Below are 381 nucleotides of genomic sequence, written 5' to 3'. Positions count from 1 at the left end.
AGATACCGCCACCACTGCCCACACGCAGGACCAAACCGCGCCATAGACGCAGCGCCTGCCTGAAAGAAGGATGCGCACCTGTCGCACTCACACTTTCACTTACACAACACAACCAATTCAGATTTGAATATAAAAGAACATGCGTCATCGCGCCCATGCCTAAGCCTGCGCGCGATGGTCTTCTGGAAGCAACCGCACAACCGCGCGGATACATCTCGATGCGCACTGCAAGATCCAAGTCCTGTTCATGCACCTGGCGGCGCATGAACAGGACTTGGAAACCGCAGCACATCGAGAGTGGAGAGCGGAACCCGCCGATCGGCAGGTCGTCTACAGGAATGGTCGCAACCAGAAGGCATCCGCCCTCAACGTCACGGCCTA

Annotated in this window: 1 protein-coding gene; it reads right to left on the bottom strand. The window is 57.0% G+C overall.

All coding sequences use genetic code 11. The features are described from left to right. Positions 1-381, bottom strand: a 381-nt coding sequence (locus ACFHPP_RS31420) for a hypothetical protein (protein WP_437167137.1), incomplete at both ends; no start/stop codon positions are given.

It is taken from the genome of Falsiroseomonas sp. E2-1-a20 (assembly GCF_051433195.1).
In the GTDB taxonomy this organism is placed as follows: Bacteria; Pseudomonadota; Alphaproteobacteria; order Acetobacterales; family Acetobacteraceae; genus Falsiroseomonas.
This window is presented reverse-complemented; position numbering and strand designations above follow the sequence as displayed.